We start from the raw sequence: 26,438 nt of genomic DNA, 5'->3' as shown, positions 1-26,438 counted from the left end.
TTCCCGACTAACGGCAGCCGTCGAAAGAAGCAAATAAATGCTGCGCCGAACGCGCAGGAAAAGTCAGCTCGAGACAGATGGCTGCGAAAGACGAGAAAGGGCGCGCGGCGGCAAGAGCTGCCGCGCCGGAGGCATCATTCACCGAGGCGGCTCTTCAGACCGTTGATGATGTGGTTCGCCAGGGCTTCGTAATCGTCATCGAAATGATGGCCGCCATCCATGGCGATGACTTCCGCACCCGTGCCCTTCAGCAGCGGGCAGGCGACATCCTCGTCATCGTCCTTGCCGTAGACGCATTGCACCATCTTTGGATTGATCGATTTGAGGTCGTTGACGGGATCGCCGCCCTTGCCCGCGCTCGAAGCCCCGAGCCAGCCCATGACCGAAATCACATAATCGACCTTCTGCGACAGGGATAGCAGCGACATCTGGACGATTTTGTCCTTTTCGGCCTGAGGCAGGCGATTATAGCTCGCCGGCAGCACATCGGCGCCAAAGGAATAACCGACCAGCACCACATGCTTGACCTTGAAGCGCTTGGTGTAGAAGTCGATGATCCGGCCGAGATCGTTGGCCGTCTGCTGTGGATCCTTCTCGGTCCAGAAATAATGCAGTGTATCGACGCCCACGACCGGGATTCCCTGGTCCTGCAGGTAGCTGCCGACTTCCTTGTCGATGTCGCGCCAGCCACCATCACCCGAATAGACGATTGCGAGCGTGTCCTCCGTCGGCGTCGTCTCCATGATGTCAAGGGGCAATCCAAGCGGCGACTTCGAGCTGTCGATCGTCTTCATCAGATCGGCGAGCGAAGCCTCCAGCGTCGCATAGGTATCGGCATTGTCGGAATCCGTAGTCTGGACTTCGGGATGGTCCTTCTGGATGTCTGCAACGTGGTCGCGGCCATCCTTCGGCGCATTCGCCGTGAAGGTCACGAGAATAGGATTGGGCAGCGCGCCTTCCTGCAGACCGAAGGACACCATATCGCCGTCAGTCTTCTTCTCGGCCGGCGTGCAGAGTTCCTGCTTCAGGCCGATACCGGCAGTCGGGTCGACCGCCAGCGTACCGGCAACGGTCGCATCCGGGGTCTGGGCCGCGATCGTCAGCGCCATGGCGCCACCGGCGCCGACACCGGCGATAACAGGCAATTGATAGGTGCTGTCGGCAAAGGAGCGCTGCACCTGCTGGCTGAGCGACTCCAGATCCGAGACGATATAGATGCAGCCGTCATTCTTGCTGACGTCATAATTGTTGAGCGCGGCCAGAAAGGACGGATAGTCGATGCCGATGACGAGCGAGCCATTGGCGACGAGCTTGTCGGCAACAGCCTTCTCCTTGTCGCCCCAGCCGGCGAGATCGGAAATTAGGACAACTTCGTTCGAAACCTTGCCGTGCGGTCGCATGATGTGCGGCGCCGGGATCATGCCCAGATCATATTTTGTATCGTCGGCTTCAGCCCGTGCTTGGCCCGACATCAGCAGGCCCGTCGACAGCACGCATGCGAAAGCCAATGACATTGCGTATTTCAAGATCATTTCCTCACGACCCCCTTAAGTCCGCCCCCGATGAGGAATGTGGCATCCATCAACGCGATCATTGGACTAACCCCTCCCGAAACAGCCAGGTAGCGCGGCTGCCATTCGGGATGGAATTTTGATTTGAAGGCACGAAGCCCTTTGAAATTGTAGAAGCGCTCGCCGTGCTCGAAGACAGTTCCCCCGACCCTGTCCCAAACCGGCGCCGATTCCCGTCTCGACATGCCCGACAGCGGCGCCATGCCAAGGTTGAAACGCTGAAATCCCTCACCCTTGAGGTATTCGAGGATCTGCACGAACAGAAAATCCATCGAACCCTTCGGGGCATCAGGGGAAAAACGCATCAGGTCGACGGATCCCTCCTCCTTGGTCTCCGTCATCAGAATATTCGCAAAAGCGACGATCTTACCATCCTTTTTCAACACGCCGACCGGCTGCGAGCACACATAATCCGGATCGAACGCGCCGAGCGAGAAACTCTTTTCCTTGGCATTGTGATCGGCAAGCCATGTATCGGAGACATGGGCGAGCTGATCCAGCACATCGGGTATATCTTGAGGTTCGATAACGGCAAATTCTAGTCCATCGCGCACCGCGCGGCTCGCCGTCTGCCTGAGATTGGCCCATTTGCCGCCCTTGAGCTCGAAATTGGCAAGATTGACCACGGCAAGCTCGCCGAGCTTGAATGCCCGCAGGCCTGCATCGGCGCAGTAGGAGAGAAGCGCCGGCGAGATCTGGTAGAAGACCGAGCGGCAACCGGCAGCGCGCGCCGTCTCAACGAAGCGCCAAATCAGATCGGGCAGCGCCTGGCGCGGGCCGACCGGATCGAACAGGGCGATCCATGAGCGACCCTGCTTGCCATACATGATGAAGGCATCGCCTTTTTCCGAGAACATGATGCTCTTGTCGCCCATGCGTACCAGATTGGCGTCGGCAACGCCCTGCTTGCGGACGATTTCCACGGCACGCGCCACCGCATCATCGCTGACAGGCTCCGGCCGCTTCGTTGCCGGACGCAACAGGCTGAAGATCGCGATCGCCGAGGACACGATGGAAATGCCGAGCGCTGCGCGAAGCCCGCGCGGCGCCTCATCGGCGAATTCGAACTGCCACCAAAGCTCGTTGCTGTATCCGACATCGCGATAGACGAAGAACAGCACGACGATGGCGCCGATGCAGACGACCGCGATGGCCGTGAGCCAACCGGCCGTCAGCGTCTGGTTAAGCAGCGAGGCCGGCCGCTTGAACAGGCGACGGCTGACGACAAGGCTAAAGACGAAGAAGGCCAGCAGACCGGCTTCGACGATGGCGATGGCCTTCAGCAGCGAGAAGAACAGGGCGAACAACGCCGAGAAGGTCGAAACCCACCACGCCCCGTCGAGACGCTGACTGAGGCCACGGGCGGCCACGATGATTGCCAGCCCGAGAAGGCTCGATAGAAAGTGAGCGCTTTCGACCAAGGACAGCGGCAGATAGTCCGATAGCACGATCAGGTTATGATCCGGCGTCGGCGTCACGCTCGAAAAGACCAGCATCATGCCAAGCAGCAGCGCAAAAGCCGACAATAGCTGCGGCATCAGGCGCGCGCCGATGCGGCGCATGCTCGAAGCCACCGGATGATCGACGAAACGGCGCAGCTCCGCGACCGAGATCGCGGCAATGGCGATGACGAGCGGAATGACGTTGTAGATGACGCGATAGAGGACCAGAGAGCTCAGAACGGCATCTTCATTCACGGAACTGCCGAGCCAGGCGATGATGATCGTCTCGAATACGCCGAAGCCGGCCGGAACGTGGCTGAGCACGCCAAGCCCGACGGCGATCGCGTAAATTGCGAAGAAGCCCGGCCATCCGATGGAGGTTTCCGGCAACAGCACATAGAGCACGGAGGCCGAGGCTGCGATATCGAATGCAGTGACCAGAAACTGCCGTGACCAGGTGCGCGAATCCGGCAGACGCACGGCAACCGGGCCGATACGCACTTCGCGGCCATTGCGGCCGGCATAGACTACGAACGCAAGCGCCGCGAGAATGGCGATAGCGATCAGCCGCAGCCACAAGCCATCGACGCTGATCAGCGGACCGATCTCGTCGGCGATGACCAGAAGCGCCATGGCGCCGACAGACGCCAGGCCGAGACCGAAGGCGAGCGTGACGAAGGCGATGATGCGGGTGATGTCGTCAGGCGACAGCCCCAGCCGGGTATAGGCGCGGTAGCGGATCGCACCGGCGCTGAGCGCGCCGAAACCAGCCGTGTTGCCGACCGCATAGGCGCTGAAGGAGGTCAGCGCAACATGCGGAAACGGCAGCCGCTTGCCGATATATTCCAGCGCATTCTGGTCATAGAAGATCAGGGAGGCAAAACTCAGGCCAGTAAACAGCAGCGCCAGCAGCACCGAGGAGATCTTCGTCGTCGTCAGGGCATGTACGACGTCATCATAGCGCACCTCGGTCGTCAGGTCGTAGATCGCATAGGCGGCGATGCAGAAGACGGCGACTGTAAGAACGGCGACAATCAGCGCGCGATAGCGGTTCAACAGACCGACGATGCCGCCACGCTCTTCCAATTCCTCATCGGCATTTTCCAGATCGATTGGGCTCGACATGCTCTACCTGTTTATAGTGATCTTCGCCGGTTCCGACTGTCCGGATATTCAGTAACATCGACGACGCGTCTTCGAGTTGCCGTATACACTTCTTTCGACAAGCCCGTTGTGACGCGCGCTCCATCGTTCTGAATTTAGGCAATTTTGGCGCAGGCCCCGTCCCGCCAGCAATGAATCTCTTATTATTTAAAGGATTTTGTCATTCACCCGGCTTTTGGGCTTATCCACACACAAAAGTGATATTCCCATCCCATCCTGAGCGCCCTCACCGCCAATACCGCCCTTCTTCCGATTGTCCGAAGCCTACTACAACGTGAGATGGATATCCATCGCACGGCATCAACCGCCCTCCCCGGTAGCAGAATCCGGAAACAGATAGGCCCGGCGCCGAAATCGGCACCGGGCCACTGACCGATAGCCAGGAAAGGGATCGAGACGATAGTGACCGGCGATACGGGTTTGCCGGAACTCAGCGATCCGGCGCCTCCGCCGGATCGCCGCGCATCTCGCTGAGGAAGAACCCTTCGCGCAGATTGATCCCGTATTCGACGAAGGCTTTCATGCAGCAGCGCATCTGCGTCCAGCCCTCGCAGTTCAGATAGGTGCCGCGACGGCCGGCCTCGTCCTCGCGCCAGCCGCTTTCTTCGATGATGACAAGCGTGCCGCCATCCTCGCCGGTGCCGCCGTCCCAGTGAAAGACGATGCGCTTGTTGGCCTCCACCTCATTGACCTCGACGGCGGCGTTCTTCCACCAGATGACGGTCGTTCCCGCCACCAGGGGCGCGCTCGCCCCGCTCCATCCTCGATCAGCTGAAGAACGATCTGGAGAGCTAAAATAGACGGTTGGGTTCGGAGAAAGCCGGATTACGCTACGCTGGCGCGGCCCAACAGACGTTTCAGCCTGTCGCTCGTCCCGTCCTCTTCGAGCGGTGTATAAACGACCAGCTTCATGTCGGCACGGTCCATGACGGCAAGCGCGGTATATTCGAATGTCATCAAGCCGCCCTCCGGATGGCGCAGACGCTTGTGACCCGTCAGCGGCCGCAGCACATCCTGCCTCGGCCACCAGGCGCGAAATTCGGGGCTCGCCTGCATCAAGGCAGCGATCAGCCGTTCGAAATCAGGATCGCCGGCGTAACGGGCACTGTCGACGCGAAACATCGCCAGCGAATTCGCCGCCACGATCTCCCAATCGACAAGAAGCTGCCGGTGGGCAGGGTCGGTAAACACCCGATGGACGCTGTTGCGCGCATCCCCCTGCAGCAGGGCATAATCACCGAAAACTGCAACAGCCGCGGCATTCCAGGCCAGCACATCCCAACGGCGGCCGAGAACATAGGCCGGCTGGCCGGCAAGGCTTGCAAGCATGCGCACAAGCGCATCCGGCACTTCCTCAGGCCCGCGCGACGGGGTGTCAACAGATGGCCGATCACTCAGTGTAAAGAGATGCCGCCGCTCGACCGGATCGAGCCGCAGCGCGTCGGCCAGCGCCGATAGAACCTCTGCGGAGGGACGAACGTCCCGCCCCTGTTCCAGCCAAGTGTACCAGGTGGTGCCGACACCGGCGAGCAGCGCCACTTCCTCGCGCCTGAGCCCCGGCGTGCGCCGCCGGAACCCCTCCGGAAGCCCTACGCTGGCGGGCGTCAGCTTTTCCCGGCGGGAGCGCAGAAAGGCGCCGAACTCGCGACGCCTGGCTTCGAGAATGGTCTGGCTCTGGTTGATGGTCATGACCTATCATAGCAGGATCAATACTAGGATAAAGTCAGAACTGTTTGCCGCATCCGCAAGCTGCCAAATATCATCATGCAGACAACGAGAAGGCGGTTGCTATGGATATGAGCGGCAAGACGGTTCTGATTACAGGCTCGACGGATGGTGTCGGGCGCAGGGTTGCGGAACGACTGGCAGCGGCAGGTGCTAGACTGATCGTTCACGGCCGTGACAAGACCCGCGCGGAAGAACTGGTCTCCAGCATTCAGGACAAGAGCGGCAAAGCGGCCTATTACCTCGCCGACCTTTCCTCACTGGAAGAGGTCCGCACTCTGGCCGACGCCATCGAGCGCGACTACGATCGCCTCGATGTTCTGATCAACAATGCCGGCATCGGCACCAGTGGCGGCGTCACAGGGCGCCAGGTAAGCCGAGACGGATACGAACTGCGCTTCGCGGTGAATTATCTTGCCGGCTTCCTGCTGACGCGCCAGCTCCTGCCTCTGTTGAAGGCAAGCACTCCCGCCCGCATCGTCAATGTATCTTCCGTCGGCCAGCAGGCCATCGACTTCTCCGATGTCATGTTGACGCGCGGCTATAGCGGCGTGCGCGCCTATTGCCAGAGCAAGCTGGCGCAGATCATGTTCACCTTCGATCTCGCCGAAGAGCTTGCCGGCTCCGGCGTCACCGCCAACTGCCTGCACCCGGCGACCTATATGGACACGACCATGGTGCGCCAGGCAGGCGTTGCGCCGCTAAGCACGGTCGAGCAAGGGGCCGATGCCATCCTCAATCTGGCCGCCGGCACCGCTATGGAAGGACACACCGGCCTCTATTACGACGGACTGCGCCCATCGCGCGCCTCTGCCCAAGCCTATGACGCAACTGCCCGCAGCAACCTGCGAACACTCAGCCAAAGCCTTACCGGCCTGGTCTAAGACCTTATTCCTTGCCCCTCCCCAGCCTCTAGAAAGGAGACTTCCATGTCGTCTCAACACGTCGCTATTGTCGGCGGCTCCTCCGGTATCGGTCTTGCGACTGCCGCCCATCTTCTCGAAAAAGGCTATCGCGTCACGATCACTGGCCGCGATAAGGCGAAACTCCAGGCTGCAGTACAAAACCTGAATGGCGATCTTACGCCAATCACCATGGATGCAGCCGACTTCGCCGGTCTTCCCGCCGCCTTTGAAGCAATCGGCCCTCTCGATCATCTCGTCCTGGCATTGGGCGGAGGCAATGGCGCCGGACCTTTCGCCACGGTCGATCTCGCCGACGTCAGGAAAGGTTTCGAGCAGAAGACGATGGCGCATTTCGCCTGCGCCCAGGCCTGCTTGCCCTATCTGTCGAAGCAAGGCAGCATCACCTTCGTCTCCGCCGTATCGGCACAGGCGGCGATGCCCGGAACCGCAGGGCTCGGAGCCATCAATGCCGCCATTGCCGCCTTGGCGCCGATTCTCGCCGTCGAGCTCAAGCCGATCCGGGTGAACTGCGTTTCACCGGGAGTTGTCGACACGCCCTGGTGGGACTTCCTGAGCGCAGATCAGAAAGAGCCGACGTTTGCCGGCTTCGCAGCGCGCGCACCCGTCGGTCGTGTCGGTCAGCCCAAGGAAATAGCCGAAGCCATCGCCTTCCTGATCGACAACGGCTTTACGAGCGGCCACACGCTGATTTGTGACGGCGGCATCCGCCTCGGTCAATAATCTCCAGAGCCATCGCCAGCCGGCAGCGGCGATGGCGTCCTCAGCTGTTTTGGTCACCCGCCCGCAAATGCGTGAGGATTTGGACCAGATGGATCGAACTGAGCCGCTGAAGAACCTTCGAAGCGGGGCGCGGCTGAAGGGCGGTCGCGCGCCTGGTGGGCTTGATTACCCACCAAGATCTGCCGCGGCTGCGCAGCGCAAGCATTCACACCGAACTTGAACGCTGTGCCTATCTGCGGACGAAAGTTGCCAGCGCAGCGATAGAACTGCGCGGCGTTTTCCTTGGCAATCGTCCGGAAAATTGAAGAGCGATCCACGACGACCGATGGATGTTTACGATCCTGGGTGCCTACAAACGTAGGTGGGCACCGTGTGTCCAGGCCCACGGGCCTGGTCAGGGACAGCTCCCTTTGGATCGAGTATGGCCCCAGGGATTGTGGTTCCTGTCGGGAAGCGCAGACCGCCTGAACTATATAGAGCGAATTGTGCCGCTGCACCAGAGGGCCGCATCGGGCATCCGCAGAAATAACTCAAAGCATGTTGCGCAAAGTGAGCAGCGGTTTTGCGCGACATGCGCAAAATCGAATCTAAAGCGAGAGAAGCGAGGCTGAAAGCTCGCGACGCGCTTTAGACCTGCTCGATGCCCGGCCGCTCCAGGAGCTTTTCGGTGATGCCGTGGATGCGTGTCGTCACCTCGTCGATCACACTGGCGAGCGTTTCCTCGGCGCGGGCATTGGCAGCGAGCGTCGTATCACGATTGCTGGTCAGGGACTCCAGTTCGGCTTCCAGCGCGGAGACCCGTCGCGTCAATTCCGATACCTCGTCCATGATCATGATCCCGGCCATGACAGTCAGCCTGAGATCGCCGATTTCACCGAACTGGCTCTTCAAATGCAGGACATAGCGGTCGAAGCGATTGGCAAGATCCGTCAGATGGTCTTCCTGCCCCTCTTCGCAGGCCATCCGGTAGGCTTTGCCGTCGATCGTTACCGTTACTTGCGCCATTCGACTTTCCGATCACTGCCGCTCCGGCACGGCTGCCTCCCGAGGGATCAGCGGTCCAGCACGGCTCTTATGGTTTCCATCGCCGTAACCAGCCGGCGCGACACTTCACGATTGACTTCTTCGAGCCGGTTCGCCCGGAACTCGGCCTGATCCAATTCCTGGGCAAGGCGCGACCGGTCGGCGTGAACCCTGCGGACCTCGCCTTCTATATCGCTCTGCGCCCGTTCCCGCTCGAACCGTCCGTCGACGGCACTCTCCAAAGTCGAAAGCGCCTGGCGCAACTGGGCGAGCGCCGCGTCCACCGTTTTGCCTGAAGGTGTCATACCCTTCGCTTCTCCGCGCAAGGCCCGAATCAAAACATCCGGCCACTTGTCTGATTTCGCAACAATATTCAACTCGGCAACAGCACGTCAATAAAGGCTGTCATGTGGCAGGGCCCCTATTCTGTGGATGAATGCCGCCTTTGCCGTCTGCACAGGCCTTGTCGCATGATTGTCGTCTTTTGTAAAAGTGAACGGGCAAATGTTAAAAAATTGCCGCAAGGGAGTCGGATTGAGCCCTCGATTTGTTGACTTGCTCGCCCTAACTGCTATGTCTCGACCGCCTGAGGCGACGTTGGAAATGGCGTTCGGAAGAGCGCCTCACTTCACCCGCCTTTAACCGATGGCCTCCCTCCCAAGCGTGCGGCCATCCCCCGAACCCGGAACACTGCGGAAAAACCCATGAACTCTCGCGAACAACACGACCGGATGGCAAATGCGATCCGTTTCCTTGCCATGGATGCTGTCGAGAAGGCCAATTCCGGTCACCCCGGTTTGCCGATGGGGATGGCTGATGTCGCCACCGTTCTCTTTAGCAAATATCTGCGCTTCGACCCGAAGAACCCGCTTTGGCCGGATCGTGACCGTTTCGTTCTGTCGGCTGGCCACGGCTCGATGCTGCTTTATTCGGTTCTCTACCTCACCGGCTATCCGGACATGACGGTCGATGAGCTCACACGCTTCCGCCAGCTCGGCTCCAAGACCGCCGGCCATCCGGAATATGGTCACGCCACCGGCATCGAAACCACCACCGGCCCGCTCGGCCAGGGCATTGCCAACGCTGTCGGCATGGCGATCGCCGAGCGCAAGCTGCGCGAAGAGTTCGGCGCCGAGCTTCAGGATCACTACACCTACGCCATGTGCGGCGACGGCTGCCTGATGGAAGGTATCAGCCATGAAGCGATCGCGCTGGCCGGCCACCTCAAGCTCAACAAGCTGATCCTGTTCTGGGACAACAACTCCATCACCATCGACGGCGCCGTCTCGCTTTCGGACTCGACCGACCAGATCATGCGCTTCAAGGCCGTTCACTGGAATACGATCGAGGTCGACGGCCACGACCAGGCCGCCATCAGCGCCGCCATCGAAGCCGCTCACAAGTCCGACCGCCCGACGCTGATCGCCTGCAAGACGATCATCGGCTTCGGCGCTCCGAACAAGCAGGGCACCCACAAGGTCCACGGCTCGCCGCTCGGCGCCGAGGAAATCGCCGCGACCCGCGTTGCGCTCAACTGGCCTTATGAGCCCTTCGTCATTCCGAACGACATCCTCGGCGAATGGCGCGCTGCCGGCGAACGTTCCGTCGGCACCCGCGAAGCCTGGGAGGGCCGCCTCGCTGCCGCCGACCCGGCCAAGAAGGCAGAGTTCACCCGCCGCTTCGATCACAAGCTGCCTGCCGGCTTCGACGCCGCCATCAGCGACTACAAGAAGAAGCTCGCGGAAACCAAGCCGACACTCGCAACCCGCAAGGCATCGGAAGATGCGCTGGAAATCATCAACGGCTTCATTCCGGAAACGCTCGGCGGCTCCGCCGACCTGACGCCGTCGAACAATACCAAGACCAGCCAGATGAAGTCGATCACCCCGACCGATTTCTCCGGCCGCTACATGCACTGGGGTATCCGCGAACACGGCATGGCTGCTGCCATGAACGGCATCGCGCTCCACGGCGGTCTCATCCCCTATAGCGGCGGCTTCCTGATCTTCTCGGATTATTGCCGTCCGCCGCTGCGCCTCGCCGCTCTGATGGGCATCCGCGCCATCCACGTCCTGACGCATGATTCCATCGGCGTCGGCGAAGACGGCCCGACCCACCAGCCGGTCGAGCAGGTCGCCAGCCTGCGTGCTATCCCGAACTTCCAGCTCTTCCGCCCGGCGGACGCAACGGAAACGGCCGAATGCTGGCAAATCGCCATCAAGACGACCAACCGTCCGTCCGGCCTTGCTCTGACCCGTCAGAACCTGCTGGCCGCCCGTACCGAGTACAGCGAGAAGAACCTCTGCGAACTCGGCGCCTACACGCTGGCCGGCAATGCCGATGCCAAGGTGACGATCTTCGCTTCGGGCTCCGAAGTCGAACTCGCCGTTGCCGCCCGCACCGTTCTTGAAGGCAAGGGCGTCTCTACGCGCGTCGTTTCGGTTCCCTGCACCGAGCTCTTCTTCGAGCAGCCGGACGCCTACCGCAAGGAAGTCATCGGCAACTCGCCGGTCAAGGTTGCCGTCGAAGCCGGCGTTCGCGAAGGCTGGGATGCGTTCATTGGACCGGAAGGCGCCTTTATCGGCATGAAGAGCTTTGGCGCTTCGGCTCCATACAAGGACGTCTACAAGCACTTCGGCATCACCACCGAGGCTGTTGTCGCCGCCGCTGAGGCAAAGCTTTCCTGAGGGCGCTGACAAGCGCTCTCAAATCCAATAGATAAACACCCTGAATGAAAGGGAGTGACATTCATGACTGTAAAAGTAGCCATCAACGGCTTTGGCCGCATCGGCCGTAACGTCCTGCGTGCAATCGTCGAATCCGGCCGTACCGACATCGAAGTCGTTGCCATCAACGACCTCGGCCCGGTCGAGACCAATGCTCACCTGCTGCGTTACGATTCCATCCACGGCAGGTTCCCCGCCGAAGTGAAGGTCGAAGGCGACTCGATCATCGTGGGCGGCGGCAAGCCGATCAAGGTCACGGCGATCAAGGACCCCGCAACCCTGCCGCACCGCGATCTCGGCGTCGACATCGCCATGGAATGCACGGGCATCTTCACCGCCCGCGACAAGGCTGCCGCTCACCTGACGGCCGGCGCCAAGCGCGTCATCGTTTCGGCTCCTGCCGACGGCGCCGACCTGACCGTGGTTTTCGGCGTCAACCATGACCAGCTCACCAAGGAGCACCTGGTCATCTCCAACGCATCCTGCACCACGAACTGCCTGGTGCCGGTGGTCAAGGTTCTCGACGACGCCGTCGGCATCGACCATGGCTTCATGACGACGATCCACTCCTACACCGGTGACCAGCCGACGCTCGACACCATGCACAAGGACCTGTACCGCGCCCGCGCCGCAGCCCTGTCCATGATCCCGACCTCGACGGGCGCCGCAAAGGCTGTCGGTCTCGTTCTGCCGCACCTCAAGGGCAAGCTCGACGGCACCTCGATCCGCGTTCCCACGCCAAACGTCTCGGTCGTCGACTTCAAGTTCGTGGCCAAGAAGGCAACGACGGTCGGCGAAATCAACGAAGCCATCAAGGCTGCATCGAACGGCAAGCTGAAGGGCATCCTCGGCTACACCGACGAGCCGCTGGTTTCCCGCGACTTCAACCATGACAGCCACTCGTCGATCTTCGCGACCGACCAGACCAAGGTCATGGAAGGGAACTTCGTGCGCGTCCTGTCCTGGTACGACAACGAGTGGGGCTTCTCCAGCCGCATGTCCGACACGGCCGTTGCCTTCGCAAAGCTGATCTGATCATGACCTTCCGCCCGCTCCTTCCGACGACAGTCCGCTGGCGTCCCATGGAAGGAGACGGGCTGGAGCACCTAACGATCGCTCCTATCGACAATGCCGGCGCTGCGGTTATCCGCGCCGCCGGCATTATTATTGGTGGCCGCGGCGGCACGCCCTATGGTGTCTCCTACCGTATCGATTGCTCCGCCGGCTGGGCCGTTCTTTCCTTCTCGGTCGAAACCACCGACGGACGCCGTCTTGCGCTGATCTCTGACGGCAAGGGACATTGGCGTACCGAGGATGGCGTGGCCCTGCCGCAGTTCGACGGCTGCGTCGATATCGATCTCTACGGCTCGCCCTTCACCAACAGCCTGCCGATCCGCCGGCTGGAGATGACGCCGCAAGACGGAGCCGCCAAGCTCTCCATGCTCTATATCCCGTTCGACACCTTCGAGCCGGTGCGCGACGGCCAGCATTACACCTGCATCGCGCCGGGGAAACTTTATCGCTACGCCGCCGAAGACAGGGATTTCACCGTCGATCTTCCGGTCGACGAGGATGGGCTGGTAATCGATTATCCGATCTATTTCAGGCGCGTCGCCGTCTGAGCGCCTGCTAATGTGCGCTCGTGCATCCTCTTAAAAACATTTCGATTTTTCATCCCCTGCCCTGCTATGGTCCAGATTTACCAGTAAATTTTGAATCAGGACGTCTTCCAGGCTATTTCACGCCGCTTTGCCGTTCTGGCAAGGCGCATCACACCATGACGATGCAGTCGTCGGAAAGAGTTTCATTGTCTGAACTCTGCTCCGAACGATTTCCGTGTTTGCCAATTTGCCAGGCGCGGCGGCATGATGGACACTGGGGGTTTCCGGCATTCGGGGCTTTAGCCCCAGCAGCGGCGCACGGAAAGGGGAAAAGGTGGAGGCATTTTACATTATCGTGCTGATCAGCACGGTTCTCATACTCATTGCAGCCTTCTCCAGCCTCCTCGCCTTCCGTTTCGGCGCGCCTTTGCTGCTGCTCTTCCTGATGATCGGCCTTGCCGCCGGCACGGACGGCCTCGGCATCGAATTCTCCAACAATTATCTCGCCTATATCCTCGGCTCCCTGGCGCTTGCCATCATTCTTTTCGACTCCGGCTACGGCACGCCGATCCAGGCCTTCAAGCTCGCCGCAGCGCCGGCGCTGACCATCGCCTCCGTTGGCGTCATCGTAACCGCCGCATTGTTCGGCCTTGCCGCCACCTGGCTGCTCGGCTTCACCTGGCTTCAGGGGCTGCTGCTCGGCTCCATCGTCGCCTCGACGGATGCGGCGGCAGTCTTCTTCCTGCTGCGCATCGGCGGCATCAATATTCGCGACAAGGTGCGCTCGACGCTGGAAGTCGAATCCGGCACCAACGATCCGATGGCGATCTTCCTGACGCTTGCCTTGGTCGAGCTCCTGGCAAGCGGCGAAGGCTATGCCGGCATCAACCTCGCCATGCTCGCGACATTTGTCCAGCAGATGGGGCTGGGCGTCATTCTTGGCCTGCTCGGCGGCATGATGATCGTCCTCATCGTGAGCCGGCTGGAGACGGATCGCGGGCTGACGCCCATCTTCGTGCTGGCGCTGGCGCTCCTCGTCTTCTCGTTTACCGGTGCCGTCGGCGGCAGCGGCTTCCTGGCCGTCTATGTCGCAGGCATCTATGCCGGCAATCGCAAGCTGCCAGCCTCCGCCTCGATCAAGCGTTTCCAGGATGGCATGACCTGGCTGGCTCAGATCATCATGTTCCTCGTGCTCGGCCTGCTCGCCACCCCATCGGAATTTCCGGCAATCGCCATCCCGGCCGTGGCGCTGGCGCTGTTCCTGATCTTCGTTGCCCGGCCGATCGCCGTGTGGCTCTGCGTGCTGCCCTTCGACTATACGCAGCGGGAAACCGGCTTCGTTGCCTGGGTCGGTCTGCGCGGCGCCGTCTCCATTCTTCTGGCGATCATGCCGATCCTCGGCGGCCTCCAGGCGGGGCAAACCTATTTCAACGTTGCCTTCATCGTCGTGCTGGTGTCGCTGCTCGTACAGGGCTGGACCATCAAACCCATGGCGCGCCGCCTCGGCCTCATCGTTCCCCCGCGCATGGGCGCGATCGACAAGGTCGAAGTCGACCTGCCGGGCACGGTCAACCACGAACTCCTCTCCTATCGCGTCGTGAAGGACAGCCCGGTCCTGCGCGGCGAACGCATTCCGCGTTGGGCGACACCGTCGCTCATCGTTCGCGACGGCAAATCCATGCGCTATCAATACGCCGGCCGCCTGCGCGAAAACGATATCGTCTATCTTTTCGTCTCTCCCAATTATTCGCGCCTTCTCGACCGGATCTTCGCCAGCCGCGCGCCGGTCGATCCCGAGGATGCCGAATTCTTCGGTGCCTTCTCGATATCGCCGCTGCGCCCCGCCGCCGATCTCGACGCTGCCTATGGACCAGGATTGCTGAGCGAACAGGAGAAGGGGCTGACCATAGCGGAGCTCATGCGCCATCGCCTCGGTGGCAAGGCCGACTATGCGGATCGCGTACGCCTCGGCGAGATTATCCTCATCGTCCGCGATCTCGACGAGAACGATCATATCCAATCCGTCGGAATGTCGCTCGAGGCGGTGGAACCGCCCGTCATCATGCCGATCTTCATCAATCTCCATGATATTTTGAAGAGCATCCGGGCTTATCTGCAGAAGCGCCGCGAGCGCGTCAATGAAGCTATTTCCGACGAATCGACACCGGGTAAAAACGACGCCTGAGTGCCTTGAGCAATTCCCGGAAAAATGCATGACGGCTTTCCGTCCGGAATTGCCGAAAACCAGGAAAATAGAACCGTTCGGCGATCCTATGAAACGCCGAACGGTTCTTGCGTCTCCGATCATCCGTAGTATGGTCGGCGCGCTTTTCGCCACCAACAATATCGGATCCTTCCCATGGCAGCCTTCAAAACTCTCGACGATCTCACCGACATCTCCGGCAAGCGCGTACTGGTGCGCGTCGACCTCAACGTGCCGGTCAAGGATGGCAAGGTCACCGATGCGACCCGCATCGAGCGTGTCGCCCCGACGATTCTCGAACTGTCCGAAAAGGGCGCCAAGGTCATTCTGCTTGCCCACTTCGGCCGCCCGAAGGATGGCCCCTCCCCGGACCTTTCGCTCGGTCTTATCGTCCCGACGGTCGAAGAAGTTCTGGATCATGCCGTTCTCTTTGCCTCCGACTGCATCGGCACCCCAGCTGCCGACGCTGTTGCCAAGATGAACAATGGCGACATCCTGCTGCTGGAAAACACCCGCTTCCACAAGGAAGAGGAAAAGAACGACGCGGCCTTCACCAAGGCGCTCGCCGTCAATGGCGATATCTACGTCAACGACGCTTTCTCGGCCGCGCACCGCGCCCATTCCTCGACCGAGGGCCTCGCCCACCTGCTGCCGGCCTATGCAGGCCGCACGATGCAGGCAGAGCTTGAAGCCCTGGAAAAGGGCCTTGGCAATCCGGTCCGCCCGGTCGTCGCCATCGTCGGCGGCGCCAAGGTTTCCACCAAGATTGACCTTCTGATGAACCTGGTGAAGAAGGTCGATGCGCTTGTCATCGGCGGCGGCATGGCCAACACCTTCCTCGCTGCGCGCGGCACCAATGTCGGCAAATCGCTCTGCGAACACGATCTCGCCGATACCGCGAAGCAGATCATGATCGAAGCCGCAACGGCCGGCTGCGCGATCGTGCTGCCGGAAGACGGCGTCATCGCTCGCGAATTCAAGGCCGGCGCAGAAAACGAAGTCGTCGCGATCGAAGCGATCCCCGCCGATGCCATGGTACTCGATGTCGGCCCGAAATCGGTCGAAGCGATCAATAACTGGATCGGCCGCGCCACCACGCTCGTCTGGAACGGCCCGCTCGGCGCCTTCGAAATCACGCCTTTCGATGCAGCAACGGTCGCGGCAGCCAAATATGCCGCCGAATGCACCAAGGCCGGCAAGCTGACCTCGGTCGCCGGCGGCGGTGACACGGTTTCGGCGCTGAACCACGCCGGCGTTGCCGATGACTTCACCTATGTCTCGACGGCGGGCGGCGCATTCCTCGAATGGATGGAAGGCAAGGTCCTTCCCGGCGTCGCTGTTCTGCAGGCCGGCAAGTAAATCAGCCGACACTTCGAATGAATGAAGAGCCCCGGTCGTGATGCGGCCGGGGCTTTTTGCTTTATGGCAATAACGTCCGACGTTCAGAACAGGGCAAGTTACATATGCCACAATGACAAGATCAGCTTTGCTGTGATATCGGAAAGCAAACCGTGTCAAACGGATGTTACAAAAGCGCGGCACTAGGTCCGATTATAATGAAGGGCCGAATAGAGGGGTTGCCATATGCTGGCCTGGCGCAGTTTTATCGCCGTTCTTGCTGCAGTCCTGGTCGCTCAAACAGATATTGCTCAAGCCCAACAGGTGCGTGCAGCTGTTCCTGTGTTTTCTCCGACCGGACCGGATGCGGAAGCTTACGGTGAGAAACTCGGCTATCCCGTCGGTCTGCCGCTCAGCGAACAACGCAACATGATCGGCAACTTCACCCATGCCGATCAGCTTGCGCCAACGCACACGATCGCCCCCGCCGAGCATCCGTTACAGCTTTTACGCGCCCCGTCCGAGATTTCGGTGAAGTTCACGTTCGGCGCTGGGACCGCCTCCCTGTCGAAATATCTCGATACCAATCCCACCACGGGATTGCTGATTGCTCGCAACGACACGATCCTGTTCGAACATTATCAATACGGCCGCACCGATGACGACCACTTTGTCTCGCAATCCCTGGCAAAGACATTGACCGGCATGATGATCGGGATTGCAATTTCCGAAGGCGCCATCCGTTCGATCGACGATACGGTTGAGACCTATGTGCCGGAGCTGAAAGGCACGGAGATGGGCGTTACGCCGATCCGCGCATTGCTGCACATGGCCTCCGGCATTGCCTTTACCGAAAACTTCGGCAACCCCGACGACAATGTTCACCTCAGCAATTCCCTGCTTGGCCCGGAAAAGCTCGACCCCATCACAGCCATATCCCGCTTCAACAAGCGGGTGGCGCCTCCCGATACGGTCTGGCACTACAGCAATCTCGATACCGAAGGATTGAGCCTCGTCCTGACCCACGCCACCCATATGAGCATGGCGGACTATCTTCAGACCCGGATATGGCAGCCGATGGGCGCCGAAGCCAGCGCGAACTGGCAGATCGACAAAACAGGTCAGGAAGTCGGCTACTGCTGCTTCAGCGCGACGCTTCGCGACTATGCCCGCTTCGGCATGCTGCTCGCCCATGACGGAGCCTTGAACGGGCGGCAGATCATCCCGCGTCAATGGCTATTGGATGCGACGGAACCGGTAAAGCAGGGCTCGTTCCTCGCTGTCAATCACGAAACGAACCCCTGGGGCTACGGCTATCAGACCTGGCTGATGCCCGGTCCGCGCCGAACGTTCTTTCTGGACGGACGAGCCGGCCAGCGCATTCTCGTCGATCCGGCAACACATCTGGTCCTGGTGCACACAGCCGTACGTGCGAAGGCCGGCGACACAGGCAGTGCGGAGCTTGTCGAGCTCTGGTCCAGCGTGCTCAAGCAGTTTCAGAACAATTGACGCGATCGTCATTGCGTGACGCGACTTTCCGGCTAATGCACTGCTGGTGAAGTTGTCACCGGCACAAGTTCCCGCTTCCAGCATCCGCCGAGCAACGGCTAAATCCTCGCAGATCTGCAAAAGCTCTGGGGGCCTCCATGAACACCATCGCCTATGTCACCGTCGATGTCTTCACGTCCGAACGCTTTGTCGGCAATCCGCTGGCGGTCATCCCCGATGCGCGTGGCCTCAGCAGCGACGCCATGCAGAAGGTAGCGGCCGAGTTCGGTTATTCGGAAACGACCTTCGTGCTGCCGCCCGAAAACGCCGAGCACACCGCGCGCGTTCGCATCTTCACGCCGACATCAGAAATTCCCTTTGCTGGCCACCCGAATGTCGGCACCGCCTTCGTTCTCGGCCAGCAGCCGGCGATCTTCGGAAGGCCTACGGGCGACACGCTGATTTTCGAAGAGGATGCCGGCCTTGTGGAAGTGACGTTGTTGCGCAACGACGGCGTGGTCTCGGGCGCAAGCATTCGCGCGCCGGGCCGACTTTCGGTCGGCGAGACGATTGCCGACGAACTCATTGCACGCTGCGTACAGATCGACCCGCAATCGATCCGCCATACGACCCATACTCCGACCTTCGCATCCGTCGGCCTGCCTTTCGCCTTTGCCGAGCTGGACAGCCTAGAAACGCTTGGCAAAGCATGGCCGAATGCCGCCGTTTTTGCCGAAGCAGCTGTGCGGCACAAAGAGGACAAGACCGGTTTCTCGCTCTTTCTCTACGTACGCTCCGCCGAAAATCCATGGGCTATCCGCGCCCGCATGTTTGCGCCGCTCGACAATGTCACGGAAGACCCGGCGACCGGCAGCGCCTCCGCCGCAATTGGCGCCTATCTCACGTCCCTGCTGCCTGCACAGGATGCAGAGGTAAAAATCACCATTGAACAGGGCGTGGAAATGGGAAGACGCAGCGTCATCGGCGTCGACGTCAAAAAATCTGCCGGTACGGTAAATGAAGTCTTGCTGTCCGGCAGCAGCGTCTTCGTCATGCGCGGAGAGATCCGGCTATAGGAAGCGACGCATGCCGGAGCTGAAGCCCCGAAACCGGTCTGGAATGCCCTAAAACACCTCGTTGATAACGAGCGCCACCGTCCAGATGGCAAAGGCGAAGAGGGCGATCTTCCAGAAATCAGCCCTGCGCCTCAGGCCCGGCAGCCCCAAAGGCTTGATGATGTGCACCGCCATGGCGAGCAGGAGCAGCACCGCTATGGCTTTTGTCACGCTATTTTTCCCCATTTATGCAAGAGTGAGAGCAGCCGCGACCAAAAACCGCTGCACGCCTTTCGCGATCATGCTCTAATCGTCATACGACGGACATTTTTCCGCGCCAACAGACTGTTTCTACAGGCCGATAGCGGCAATCCGGGACACAATCAATAGCGAATACAGGCAGGGCGCGATCCTGTCTTTCGGCTCCCAAACGGAGCCGCGTGAAGGTGGGGAGCATGAAAAGAAACATATTGCCGGTACTCGCTCTGCTGTTCGGCACGCTGTTCCTGTTTACGGGCAATGGTCTGCACAGCCTGCTGCTGCCTGTGCGCGGCACGGCGGAAGGCTATGCGACGACGACGCTCGGTCTGCTCGGTACGACGTGGGCAACGGGCTTCGTGCTCGGCTGCCTGACGGCGCCAAAACTGGTCCGACGTATCGGCCATGTGCGCGCCTTTTCGGGCTTCATCTCCGTCATCGCCATTATCGCGCTTCTGACCGGCATTATCGTCGACCCAATCTGGTGGGTGGCGCTGCGTGCCGTTACCGGCTTCTGCACGGCCGGCACCTCGATGATCATCGAGAGCTGGCTCAACGAACGCGCCACCAATGAAAGCCGTGGCGCGATCTTCTCGCTCTATATCGGCATCACCCTTATCGGCGCCGTCGCCGGCCAGATGATGGTGCCCTTTGCCGATGTCCATACGCCCATCCTCTTCATGGTGTGTGGCATCTGCTATTGTATCGCCATGCTGCCGACCACGCTGTCGACCGCAGCCTCGCCGCAGCCGCTGAAGGCCGTCAGCCTCGATCTGAAGGCGCTCTACCGCAATTCGCCGGTCGCCTCGATCGGTATCCTGCTTGTCGGCATCGCCAATGGCGCATACGGCACTCTCGGTGCCGTCTTCGGCGCCAAGGCCGGCCTTTCGCAAAGCGATATCGCGCTGATGATGAGTTCGACCATCTTTGCCGGCGCCGTCATGCAGCTGCCGGCCGGCCGCCTTTCCGATCGCATCGACCGCCGCTATGTGCTCGCGGGCATGGCGGCGATCGCAGCCCTCGACGGCCTGCTGCTCTTCCTTTTGAAGCCGGGCAGCCCGGCTTTCCTCATCAGCATGGTCGTCATCTATGGCGCCGTCGCCAACACGCTCTATCCGATCGCCGTGGCTCATGCCAACGACTTCGCCGCGCCGGAGGATTTCGTCAAGGTTTCGGGCGGCCTGCTGCTGCTCTACGGCATCGGCACGATCATCGGCCCGACGCTCAGCGGCCCGGTCATGTCCTCCATCGGCCCCTACTCATTGTTTTTCGTCACGGCCATCGCCCATGTGCTGATTACCTCCTATTCGATCTTCCGCAGCCGCATGCGCGCCGCAAAGCCGGCAGGCGATCGCGATGCCTATACGACCATGCCGTCGGCCAACGCACAGATGATCACGCCGGAGAGTATGTCGCTCGCGCGGAGCGAGACTTCAAAAAAGGACGATATAACTGTAAATTACGGCACTTGATCCCTCTTGAAGGGAAGGAGGAGCCGAAATGAGCCTATTCGATGATGATCGTCCCAAGCAGCCGTCCGCCCACGAGATCGGCAGCGACCTGTCGCTACTATCGGTGGACGAGCTGAAAAGCCGCGTCGCATTGCTCCAGGGCGAGATCGCCCGGCTGGAAGAGGAAATCGCCACCAAGACCTCCGGCCGCAAGGCGGCTGATAGCCTTTTCCGCTTCTGAGACATCGTTCCAAGATGCATCGCCGCAGCACAAAATTTGGGCGGCGCAGTCCTGGATCAGGACATGGTCAACTGAATATTAAGCTTTACGACATATTACTAGGACCATCCAGATTCGCTCTGGACTCAGACAGTTCCTCCACTTGGCGAATTGGTCTGATTTTTCTCCCTGTTTTACCTTGAGAGCCGCTTTTGCGGCTCTTCTTTTTTGTCCTGTATCACGGACCTTGCCGAAACTGTGGAGATTAACCCTTTCTTAAGAATCGCCTTGCGAATTTCAGTTAAAACAACCATCTTAAAGTCATAAAAGCGGATGCCGAAAGCTCTTAGGGACTTGACCGGCCTTTCCTGAACAAAAGTGTTGCGTGAAGCAGGGATTTATTCAATGTCGGAACTTGGATTGAACACGATCAGCTTTGCTGGCCACGCCGCATCGTCGGCGCAGTTCAGGGCGCTCTATTCTGAAGGCATGTCGCTGGTCGAAGAAACTGCCGGCTATCTCGACGGCCAGGGCCGCGCCGCTTCCAAGGTTCTGCCGCGCATGGCCTCCGTACTCTACGCTGCCGAATCTATGCGGCTGACGACCCGTCTCATGCAGATGGCCTCCTGGCTGCTGCTCCAGCGCGCCGTCAACAATGGCGAAATGTCGCGCGATCAGGTGCTGGCCGAAAAGAACAAGGTTCGCCTCGACGGCTTCAACGTCGACCGCACGGCACCCGGCTGGAATGACCTGCCGGAATCCTTCCGCGATCTCGTCGAGCGTTCGCTGCGCCTGCAGAACCGCGTCGCCATCCTCGATCGCGAGATCTATCGTCCTACGGAAGCGGCCATCGTTCCGGACAACCAGAATAGCGTCAAGGCACAGCTGACCCTGCTGCAGACCGCATTCGGCGGCAACTAAGCCCTACCATCGGCTATGAATTCGAACCGGTCGCGCACTGCGCGGCCGGTTTTGTTTTGAGCAGTCATTCATCTCTTCGAAAAGCCGTGCGCGGGGAGTTAAACCGCAAGTAGCAAGCGGGCAAAGCTTGACGATCTCAGCGAAACCTCTGTAAAAAGAGAGTGCCTGCCTCTCTCAAGGGGTGGGCGAGCCGATATCGAATGTGCGTGGAGGACCCAATGCGCCGACTCACTTCTCACGAAAATCAAATCCGAAATTCTGAGAAGATGATGAACCATGCGCACATTGAATCTGGGCATCCTCGCCCATGTAGACGCGGGCAAGACTAGCCTCACGGAGCGACTCCTTTTTGATACCGGCATAATCGACAAGCTCGGCAGCGTCGACGCCGGTAGTACGCAGACAGATAGCCTCGAACTCGAAAGACAGCGCGGCATCACCATTGCCGCCGCGGTGGTCTCGTTTACCGTCGGTGACGTCACGGTGAACCTCATCGATACGCCGGGACATCCGGACTTCATTGCCGAGATCGAACGGGTGCTGCAGCTGCTCGATGCGGCCGTGGTCGTCGTTTCGGCAGTCGAGGGCGTGCAATCGCAGACCCGCGTGCTCGTCAGGGCATTGCGCCGCCTCAGCATCCCTTTCATCTTCCTCATCAACAAGGTCGACCGCCTGGGCGCGCGCTATGATGAGGTGCTTGAGGATATTGCGAGCCAGCTGGCGGTTCGCCCCATTGCGATGTCGATCGTCCATGATGCCGGCAGCAGGCTCGCCACGGTGGAAACCGCCGATCTCGGAAGAGATCCGCATTTCTCGCGCGTCTGCGAAGCCCTTTCAGTCAACGACGAGCTCTTCCTGGAAGATTATGTTCTAGCTCCCGAGCGCCTGACACGGCAGAGGCTGGAGCAAGCCCTTGTCGATCAGGTGAGGAAGTCTCTGATTCATCCGGCGTTCGCCGGCGCGGCGACACGGGGCCTCGGCATCCCTACCCTGATTTCGGCGGTCCAGGCTTTGCTGCCCAGCCGTGAGCCGAACCATGACGGTCCGGTTTCCGGGACGATCTTCAAGATCGAACGCGGATGGGGTGGCGAGAAGCTCGCCTATCTCTATCTGGCGTCTGGCACGATCGGCCTTCGCGACGATATCGAAACCACGAACGGCCCGGCAAAGATCAGCAGCCTCCAGCTCTTCCGGGATGGCAAGGCGGAAAAGGTCGCGCAGATCAGCGCCGGACAGATCGCCAAGGTCGGCGGTCTTCCGAACGCCCGTATCGGCGATTGGATCGGCATCGAAAGCCGGCCAGGCACGCTTCGCCACTTTGCGCCGCCCACTTTGGAAACCCGCATCCGCCCGATGCGCCCTTCGGAAAATGCAGCACTCTGGCTAGCTCTGGCGCAACTTGCAGAACAGGATCCGCTCATCAACCTGCGCTCCAACGAGGAAACCGGCGAGATATACGTCTCACTCTATGGCGAAGTGCAGAAGGAGGTCATCCAGGCAACGCTCTCCACGGAATTCGGCTTGGATATAGCTTTCGAGGAAAGCACCGTCATCTATGTCGAAAGGCTGGCTGGAACGGGAAGCGCGGTTGAGCACATATTCAAGGAGCCCAATCCGTTTCTCGCAACAGTCGGCTTGCGCGTCGAGCCGCGACCGGAAGGCGCCGGCAACAACTTTGCCCTGGAAGTAGATGTCGGCCAGATGCCCGCAAGCTTCTACCGGGCAGTCGAGGAAGCCACGTTCGAAACACTCAAGGAAGGTCTTTTCGGCTGGCAGATCATCGACTGCCATGTCGCCATGACGGCGGCTCGACAGACCTCGCCGGCGAGCACAGCGGTGGATTTCCGCAAACTGACGCCATTGGTGCTTGCATCAGCGCTTTCATCGGCACAAACGATCCTCTGCGAACCCATCGAGCATTTTCACGTCGAGATACCGGCAACGGCTTTGGCTGGTGTGCACAGCCTGCTCGCAAAATCCGGCGCATCGATGAGAAAATCGCTGATCGACGAGGGACTGGCCCGGCTGGAAGGCACGGTGGCATCATCGATGATCCAGACGCTCCAAAGACAATTGCCGGGATTATCGGGCGGAGCCGGCGTCCTGGAGCACGCCTTCGATCACTATGCACCACTATCAGGTCCGCACCGTGTACGGGAGCGCGCAGCCGTAAATCCGTTCGACCGTGCCGATTACCTGCGGCGCGTGCGATGAGGAACGAGGCTCCGTATCAACGCAAAAAAGCCCGGCAAAACCGGGCTCTTTTCAAGCGGTAAATCGCAATGCGATTAGATGCCGAGACCGCCGAAGCGCTTGTTGAACTTCGAAACACGGCCGGCGCGGTCCATCAGCTGCTGGTTGCCGCCGGTCCAAGCCGGATGGGACTTGGAATCGATTTCGAGGTTCATGACAGCGCCTTCAGAACCCCAGGTCGAGCGGGTTTCATATTCGGTACCGTCGGTCATGACTACCTTGATGGTGTGATAGTCGGGATGAATGTTGGCCTTCATAACAATCTTCCTGTCATGCCAGGGTCCATTTGTCGCAAGGCATTGCGGCAACCGAACCGATTGAATAAATGAAGCCGCAGTCCGTTAAAGGCCACGGCTTCCAATTAAGATGGCGTGCCTATACATGAAGGCAGCGGCGATAACAAGGGGCGAAACGCCGAGTCCCTTGCTGATATGGGGATTGGAGACGACTTGTCAGAAACTGGCCAGGCTGAGGAAAAGAAAACCCGTTCAATCCGTCCTCTCGGACGACTGACGCCATACCTCAGGCGATATCGAGGCATGGTGGCCGGGGCAATCATATCGCTCGTCATCGCTGCCGTTACCTCGCTTGCTTTGCCAGTCGCCGTCCGCCGCATGATCGATCACGGCTTCGATCAAGCCGACCGCGCTCTGATCGACAGTTATTTCGTAGCGATCATGATCATGGCGCTGCTGCTCGCGGCTGCGAGCGCGCTGCGCTATTATTTCGTCATCTCCATCGGCGAGCGCATCGTCTCCGACATGCGCCGCGAAGTCTTCGACCACGTCACGCGGCTGTCGCCCTCCTTCTTCGATGTCAATCAATCGGGCGAGATCGTCTCGCGGCTGACGGCCGATACCACGCAGATCAAGTCCGCAGTCGGCGCCACGGCCTCGGTCGCGCTGCGCAACCTGATCCTCTGTCTTGGCGCCGTGATCATGATGATCGTCACCAGCCCGAAACTCTCCAGCATCGTCCTGATCGCGATCCCGATCATCGTCCTGCCGCTGGTCAGTTTCGGCCGTTCCGTACGCAAGCGCTCGCGGGCCGCGCAGGAGACGCTGGCGCAGGCATCGGCCTACGCCAACGAGACCATCGCGGCCAACCGCACCATCCAGGCCTATAATGGCGAGAACGCCGCCGCTCAGCGCTATGGCAGCGCCGTCGAGGATGCCTATCAGGCGGCGCGCGCGGCGATCAAATCCCGTTCGCTGCTGACGGGCTTCGCCATCGCCATGGTTTTCGGCAGCATCGTCGCGGTTCTCTGGGTCGGTGCGCAGAATGTTCTCGCCGGCACGATGTCGGCCGGCACGCTCGGCCAGTTCCTGCTCTATTCCGTCATCGCCGGCTCCTCGCTCGGCTCGCTGTCGGAAGTCTGGGGCGAGCTCTCCCAGGCCGCAGGTGCTGCCGATCGCCTGGGCGAGCTCCTTGCAGAAGTCTCACCCATTGCCGCCCCGGCCAATCCCCTGCCCTTGCCACAGCCGCCGCAGGGCCGAGTGGAATTTTCTGACGTCCATTTCTCTTACCCGTCACGACCGAACAGATCGGCACTGCATGGGCTCTCCTTCTCCGTGAAGCCGGGGGAGACGGTCGCGATCGTCGGCGCATCGGGTGCCGGCAAGAGCACCATCTTTTCGCTGCTGCTGCGCTTCTACGATCCGCAGAAGGGCCGGGTTGCCCTGGATGGTGTCGATGCACGCGACGTGCTGCCGGATGCGCTGCGCGAACGCATCGCCATCGTCCCTCAGGATACGACGATCTTCGCCGCCTCCATTCATGACAATATCGCCTTCGGCCGCCCGGGCGCGTCGCGCGACGAAGTGCGCGCCGCCGCGATTGCCGCGCAGGCGGACGAATTCATTTCGCGCCTCGAAATGGGCTATGATACGCAGGTCGGCGAGCGCGGCGTCACCCTTTCCGGCGGCCAGCGCCAACGTGTCGCCATCGCCCGCGCCATCTTGAAGAACGCACCTATCCTGCTGCTCGATGAAGCGACCTCTGCGCTCGATGCCGAAAGCGAGACCCTTGTTCAGAAGGCGCTGGAGGGCTTGATGGAGGCGCGCACGACCCTCGTCATCGCCCATCGCCTGGCGACTGTGCTCAAGGCCGACCGCATTCTGGTGCTGGATCAGGGCCGCATCGTCGAGGAAGGTACGCACCAGAGCCTGATCCGTCACGGCGGCATCTACGCCAAGCTCGCGCGCCTGCAATTCGATGCCGGCATCGAGGACCACATGCTCGTCGCGAAATAGCGGGCAAGTCGTCTCAAATACAACCTTGTGGAAATAGTTTCAAAGTTGAGCTAGATTTTCAGCGTTATCCCGCGCTGACGCGATTCTAGGAGACGTGCACC

At 60.4% G+C, this 26,438-nt stretch carries 21 protein-coding genes, 1 other RNA gene and 1 pseudogene; 14 read left to right on the top strand and 9 right to left on the bottom strand.

Features of this window, described 5'->3' with window-relative positions; translation table 11 throughout:
• Positions 1-134 precede the first annotated feature (134 nt).
• From FHT73_RS21405 to FHT73_RS21390, 4 genes and pseudogenes are all read right to left on the bottom strand, one after another.
• The gene (locus FHT73_RS21405) at positions 135-1,532 is read right to left on the bottom strand and encodes an AcvB/VirJ family lysyl-phosphatidylglycerol hydrolase (RefSeq protein ID WP_112399329.1); all 1,398 of its coding nucleotides are present in this window, start codon (positions 1,530-1,532) and stop codon (positions 135-137) included.
• Complete coding sequence (mprF, locus tag FHT73_RS21400; RefSeq protein ID WP_112335072.1) at positions 1,529-4,138, bottom strand: bifunctional lysylphosphatidylglycerol flippase/synthetase MprF; 2,610 nt, start codon at positions 4,136-4,138, stop codon at positions 1,529-1,531. Before mprF ends, FHT73_RS21405 begins: the two co-directional genes overlap by 4 nt.
• A 469-nt stretch (positions 4,139-4,607) precedes the next feature.
• A pseudogene (locus tag FHT73_RS21395) lies at positions 4,608-4,931 on the bottom strand (ATPase); the annotation flags it as partial.
• A 71-nt stretch (positions 4,932-5,002) separates the two neighbouring features.
• Entirely contained in the window at positions 5,003-5,866 is an 864-nt protein-coding gene (locus FHT73_RS21390) for a helix-turn-helix transcriptional regulator (protein WP_183714674.1), read from the bottom strand.
• A gap of 101 nt (positions 5,867-5,967) precedes the next feature.
• Between FHT73_RS21390 and FHT73_RS21385 the strand changes: the two genes are divergently transcribed.
• Positions 5,968-6,786, top strand: coding sequence for an SDR family NAD(P)-dependent oxidoreductase (locus FHT73_RS21385; protein ID WP_183714671.1), 819 nt, complete (start codon positions 5,968-5,970; stop codon positions 6,784-6,786).
• 45 nt (positions 6,787-6,831) lie between these two features.
• Entirely contained in the window at positions 6,832-7,548 is a 717-nt protein-coding gene (locus FHT73_RS21380; RefSeq protein WP_183714668.1) for an SDR family oxidoreductase, read from the top strand.
• A gap of 306 nt (positions 7,549-7,854) precedes the next feature.
• Here the strand turns inward: FHT73_RS21380 and ssrS are convergent.
• The 3 genes from ssrS to FHT73_RS21365 form a co-directional block, all read right to left on the bottom strand.
• Positions 7,855-8,013: non-coding RNA, 6S RNA (gene ssrS / locus FHT73_RS21375), on the bottom strand.
• 162 nt (positions 8,014-8,175) lie between these two features.
• Positions 8,176-8,553 (bottom strand): cell division protein ZapA, encoded by a 378-nt coding sequence (locus FHT73_RS21370; protein WP_015341017.1) that lies wholly within the window; start codon positions 8,551-8,553, stop codon positions 8,176-8,178.
• A 47-nt stretch (positions 8,554-8,600) separates the two neighbouring features.
• Complete coding sequence (locus tag FHT73_RS21365) at positions 8,601-8,876, bottom strand: DUF4164 domain-containing protein (RefSeq protein WP_015341018.1); 276 nt, start codon at positions 8,874-8,876, stop codon at positions 8,601-8,603.
• 399 nt (positions 8,877-9,275) lie between these two features.
• On the opposite strand from FHT73_RS21365, the gene tkt reads away from it, so the two are divergent.
• The 7 genes from tkt to FHT73_RS21330 all read left to right on the top strand — a co-directional run bounded on the left by tkt (position 9,276) and on the right by FHT73_RS21330 (position 19,003).
• On the top strand, positions 9,276-11,258 hold the full coding sequence (tkt, locus tag FHT73_RS21360) for a transketolase (protein ID WP_112335079.1): 1,983 nt from the start codon (positions 9,276-9,278) through the stop codon (positions 11,256-11,258).
• Positions 11,259-11,321: 63 nt separating this feature from the next.
• A complete protein-coding gene (gene gap, locus FHT73_RS21355; protein WP_112609522.1) occupies positions 11,322-12,332 on the top strand; it encodes a type I glyceraldehyde-3-phosphate dehydrogenase in 1,011 nt (336 codons plus the stop codon).
• Between the two features lie 2 nt (positions 12,333-12,334).
• Complete coding sequence (locus tag FHT73_RS21350) at positions 12,335-12,919, top strand: putative glycolipid-binding domain-containing protein (RefSeq protein WP_183714665.1); 585 nt, start codon at positions 12,335-12,337, stop codon at positions 12,917-12,919.
• Positions 12,920-13,232: 313 nt separating this feature from the next.
• Positions 13,233-15,083 (top strand): potassium/proton antiporter, encoded by a 1,851-nt coding sequence (locus tag FHT73_RS21345; RefSeq protein WP_183714662.1) that lies wholly within the window; start codon positions 13,233-13,235, stop codon positions 15,081-15,083.
• A 174-nt stretch (positions 15,084-15,257) separates the two neighbouring features.
• Positions 15,258-16,460: a phosphoglycerate kinase gene (locus tag FHT73_RS21340; RefSeq protein WP_183714659.1), complete on the top strand. Its 1,203-nt coding sequence runs from the start codon at positions 15,258-15,260 to the stop codon at positions 16,458-16,460.
• 225 nt (positions 16,461-16,685) lie between these two features.
• Complete coding sequence (locus FHT73_RS21335) at positions 16,686-17,948, top strand: serine hydrolase (protein WP_183714656.1); 1,263 nt, start codon at positions 16,686-16,688, stop codon at positions 17,946-17,948.
• A 137-nt stretch (positions 17,949-18,085) separates the two neighbouring features.
• Positions 18,086-19,003 carry a PhzF family phenazine biosynthesis protein gene (locus FHT73_RS21330; RefSeq protein WP_183714653.1) on the top strand — a complete coding sequence of 306 codons (918 nt, stop codon included), beginning with the start codon at positions 18,086-18,088 and terminating at the stop codon, positions 19,001-19,003.
• A 48-nt stretch (positions 19,004-19,051) separates the two neighbouring features.
• On the opposite strand, the gene FHT73_RS21325 is transcribed toward FHT73_RS21330, so the two are convergent.
• Positions 19,052-19,213 carry a hypothetical protein gene (locus FHT73_RS21325; RefSeq protein WP_015341025.1) on the bottom strand — a complete coding sequence of 54 codons (162 nt, stop codon included), beginning with the start codon at positions 19,211-19,213 and terminating at the stop codon, positions 19,052-19,054.
• A gap of 224 nt (positions 19,214-19,437) precedes the next feature.
• Between FHT73_RS21325 and FHT73_RS21320 the strand changes: the two genes are divergently transcribed.
• The 4 genes from FHT73_RS21320 (at position 19,438) to FHT73_RS21305 (ending at position 24,046) form a co-directional block, all read left to right on the top strand.
• Complete coding sequence (locus tag FHT73_RS21320; RefSeq protein ID WP_112335085.1) at positions 19,438-20,712, top strand: MFS transporter; 1,275 nt, start codon at positions 19,438-19,440, stop codon at positions 20,710-20,712.
• A 28-nt stretch (positions 20,713-20,740) separates the two neighbouring features.
• Positions 20,741-20,932, top strand: a complete 192-nt coding sequence (locus FHT73_RS21315; RefSeq protein ID WP_069611864.1) for a DUF1192 domain-containing protein — start codon at positions 20,741-20,743, stop codon at positions 20,930-20,932.
• Between the two features lie 384 nt (positions 20,933-21,316).
• Positions 21,317-21,832 (top strand): DUF1465 family protein, encoded by a 516-nt coding sequence (locus tag FHT73_RS21310; RefSeq protein WP_069611865.1) that lies wholly within the window; start codon positions 21,317-21,319, stop codon positions 21,830-21,832.
• Positions 21,833-22,108: 276 nt separating this feature from the next.
• A complete protein-coding gene (locus FHT73_RS21305; protein ID WP_183714650.1) occupies positions 22,109-24,046 on the top strand; it encodes a TetM/TetW/TetO/TetS family tetracycline resistance ribosomal protection protein in 1,938 nt (645 codons plus the stop codon).
• Between the two features lie 74 nt (positions 24,047-24,120).
• On the opposite strand, the gene rpmE is transcribed toward FHT73_RS21305, so the two are convergent.
• The gene (gene rpmE, locus FHT73_RS21300) at positions 24,121-24,342 is read right to left on the bottom strand and encodes a 50S ribosomal protein L31 (protein WP_015341030.1); all 222 of its coding nucleotides are present in this window, start codon (positions 24,340-24,342) and stop codon (positions 24,121-24,123) included.
• A 192-nt stretch (positions 24,343-24,534) separates the two neighbouring features.
• Between rpmE and FHT73_RS21295 the strand changes: the two genes are divergently transcribed.
• Complete coding sequence (locus tag FHT73_RS21295; protein WP_183714647.1) at positions 24,535-26,337, top strand: ABC transporter transmembrane domain-containing protein; 1,803 nt, start codon at positions 24,535-24,537, stop codon at positions 26,335-26,337.
• Positions 26,338-26,438 lie beyond the last annotated feature (101 nt).

Origin of the sequence: Rhizobium sp. BK098 (genome assembly GCF_014193155.1) — a bacterium.
Taxonomy (GTDB): Bacteria; Pseudomonadota; Alphaproteobacteria; order Rhizobiales; family Rhizobiaceae; genus Rhizobium.
This window is presented reverse-complemented; position numbering and strand designations above follow the sequence as displayed.